The following is a 3,147-nucleotide window of genomic DNA, read 5'->3' on the forward strand; positions in this document are numbered from 1 at the left end:
CGCGGAGGACAAGGCGGCGGCGGACAAGGCGGCCGCTGACGCGAAGTACGCGCGGGACAAGAAGGCCGCGGAGGACAAGGCGGCGGCGGACAAGGCGGCCGCTGACGCGAAGTACGCGCGGGACAAGAAGGCCGCGGAGGACAAGGCGGCGGCGGACAAGGCCGCCGCTGACGCGAAGTACGAGAAGGAGAAGAGGGAGGCGGAGGCCGAGCAGGAGCGGAAGGAGAAGGAGGCGAAGGCCGAGCAGGAGCGGCTGGAGAAGGAGGCGGAAGCGGAGGCGGCAGCCAAGGAGAAGGAGCAGGAGCGGAAGGAGAAGGAGGCAGAGGCGAAGGCGGCAGCCAAGGAGAAGGAGCAGGAGCGGAAGGAGAAGGAGGCGGAAGCTGAGGCGGCCGCCAAGGAGAAGGAGCAGGAAGCCAAGCAGGCCGCGGCGGAGAAAAACCAGCAGGAAATGCAACGGCAGGCGCAGGCGTTCCAGCTCCAGCAGGCGGCTGTGCAGAAGGCCGAACAGGAAAAGCGGGACAAGGAAATGGCCAGGAAGGAGGTCGAGCAGGAGAAGGAGCAGGAGCGGAAGGAGAAGGAGGCGGAGGCCGAGAAGGCCGAGGCGGAAAGGGAGCAGGAGCAGAAGGAGAAGGAGGCGGAGGCCGAGCAGAAGGAACAGGAAAAGAAGCAGGAACAGCTTCAGCAGGAACAGCAGAAGCGCCAGGAGGAGCTGCAGCGAGAGCAGGAGCAGAAGGAGGTCGAGCAGGAGAAGGAGCAGGAGCAGAAGGAGAAGGAGGCGGAGGCCAAGCAGGCCGAGGCGGAGGCCAAGCAGGAACAGATCCGGCAGGAGCAGGAGCAGAAGCAGGAGGAGAACCAGCAGAGGCAGGAGCGGCTCCAGCGGGACCAGATGGAGCAGCAGGAGCGGCTCCAGCGGGAGCAGATGGACCGGCAGGAACAGGTCCAGCAGCAACAGCAGGAGCGGCAGGACGAGTATCAGAAGCAACAGCAGCAGCTCAATGGTGCACTGAACGATGGCGACTTGCCACAGCCTTCGCCGGAGAACATCTCCGGACCGGTCAACGGCGACGACTCGCTGACCAACCCCGACGGCAGCGTGTCGCATATAGATTCGCAGGGTCGGGTCGTGACGGAATTCCCGGACGGCACGCAGTCAATAGTCGACCCGGATTCCCAGTCCTCGACCATCACCAGGCCCGATGGCAGCTCGTATTCCGGGCCGCTCAACTCGGATGATTCACTGCCCAACCCCGACGGCAGCACGACGCACCTGGATCCGCAGGGGCAGGTGGTCACCGAGTATCCCGACGGCAGTATCTCGAAGGTGGATCCGGACACCGGCGCCACCTCGATCACCAGCCCGGACGGTACGACGACCACGGGTCACCTCAACGACGGGAACAGCACGCCGCCCAACTACAGCCAGGGCGACTCCGGAGGTGGCGGCTCCAGCAGCCTGAACCCGCCCACGTACGACTACGGTGACTCCAGTTACGAGGAGGAGCTGTACGACGACAAGCCGTACGACGACAGTCCGGCGGGGGGGTCCGGCTCATCGGAGGACACGTCCTCGAAGTCCTCGGGCAACCGTACCCCCCTGAACAGCGGGCCGCCGCCGGGCAGCCCCGGCCAGATGGGCGGCGGTATGGGGGGCGGTATGCCGATGGGCGGCATGGGCGGCATGGGCGGCATGGGCGGCCAGGGCGGAGGCGGCCAAGGCGGTCCCTCCGAACGCGTACGCAATGTGATCGACAGTGGCGATGTGGTCAGCAACCGCCGGAGCGCCCCCCCGCGCGGCAAGGGCGGTCTGTACGACGACCGTCAGCAAACCGTCAATACAAGCGGCAGCAACCCGTTCCTTCCGGGTGGAGGCGGCGCGCCCGGACAGGCGGAGACCGAGAGCAGCGACCGTGAGCGCGAGGTCTGGGAGCCGGAAGAAGACGACGTCTGGGGCACCGACGAGGGAGGCTCGCCGGCCGTGATCGGTCGCTAGCCGATGCACCCTCGCGCTGATCGATGCCGCATAACGACCTCTATCCACCTTCGTGGGAGCATCCGTTGACCGAACCGTTGCAGGAGCGCATAGCCCAGGCCATGGCCGAACTGGAGGCCACTCAGGCCGCCGTCGCGCGGGCGGAGTCGGATCTCCGGCAGGCTTCCGCGACGGTGCGCTCGAACGATCGCGTAGTGGAGGTGACCGTCGGCGCGCAGGGAGAGCTCACGAAGCTGAATTTCCTCGACAACAAGCACCAGAGCATGACGGGCCCTCAACTGGCCGCCTCGATCCTTGAGGCCGCTCAGAAGGGACGAGCTCAGATAGCCCGCCGCGTGATGGACACCTTCGCGCCCTTCACCCAGCCCGGCCCCGAAGGGTCGATGCGCCGGGGAATCGACCTCGACTGGGACCGGATCTTCGGCTCGGCGCTGAGCGCCGACGGCCAGACCGGTTCCGGCCGGTCGCGCAGGAACCGGCTGCGCGACGAGATCGACGAAGACACCGAGTGAGGGATGGCATTGGCTGGTTACGGTGAGTACACGGGGAGCCCCGAGGACCTTGAGCGGCTTCAGACCGAGATAGGAGCGATTCCGGGGGCGGTGAAGAAGGTCTCCGACGACTTCCATAACACCGAGGCCGCCGTCGTAGGCTGGGCCGGATACGACGACCAGTTCTTCGACAAGGCTGACCCGGTGTACCAGGAACAGAACAAAACCATCGGCAACATTCTCGCTTCCCTGGATGGCCTCGGGGAAGGGCTGCGGTCGGCCTTGGCGCAGAGCTCGAGGGATATGAGGCGGACCCAGCAGCAAACTGGGGACGAGATCAATGATGCGATGTCGCAGAGGCCCGACATCGCGGGGGACGACGGAAAGCGCTAAATGTTCGACATCGAGTATCCCGAAGACGTCAGTACGATGCTCTTCGTCCTTATCGGCGAGAAGCCGTTGCAGGCGAGGGCGCGGCTGGCGTGGGATAGTCGTGACCTTTACTTGAACCTCGGGCAGGGGCTGCTCGAGATTCGCTCCATGCTTCTGGAAGCGATACAGAGGGCGGAGCAGGCCCTTCCCCGGTCCGTGGCGGACAGCTTTGTGCAGGCCATGTCCACGGTGGCGAACCACAGCGGCAATGACACCATTCAGCAAGTAGTGACG

Annotated in this window: 2 protein-coding genes and 1 pseudogene; all 3 read left to right on the plus strand. The window is 65.6% G+C overall.

All coding sequences use genetic code 11. The features are described 5' to 3' along the window. Positions 1–1,990, plus strand: a pseudogene (locus ABZ370_RS36240) (microtubule/TRAF3 and DISC1 binding protein); the annotation flags it as partial. Between the two features lie 65 nt (positions 1,991–2,055). Further along, positions 2,056–2,502, plus strand: coding sequence for a YbaB/EbfC family nucleoid-associated protein (locus ABZ370_RS36245; RefSeq protein WP_358630112.1), 447 nt, complete (start codon positions 2,056–2,058; stop codon positions 2,500–2,502). 3 nt (positions 2,503–2,505) lie between these two features. Further along, entirely contained in the window at positions 2,506–2,874 is a 369-nt protein-coding gene (locus ABZ370_RS36250; RefSeq protein ID WP_358630114.1) for a hypothetical protein, read from the plus strand. Positions 2,875–3,147 lie beyond the last annotated feature (273 nt).

Origin of the sequence: Streptomyces sp. NPDC005962, assembly GCF_040629205.1 — a bacterium.
In the GTDB taxonomy this organism is placed as follows: Bacteria; Actinomycetota; Actinomycetes; order Streptomycetales; family Streptomycetaceae; genus Streptomyces.

Bases quoted from the DNA above. Each gene is read 5' to 3' on its own strand.
- ABZ370_RS36250 (WP_358630114.1), top strand. From the start codon at position 2,506: ATGGCATTGGCTGGTTACGGTGAGTACACGGGGAGCCCCGAGGACCTT.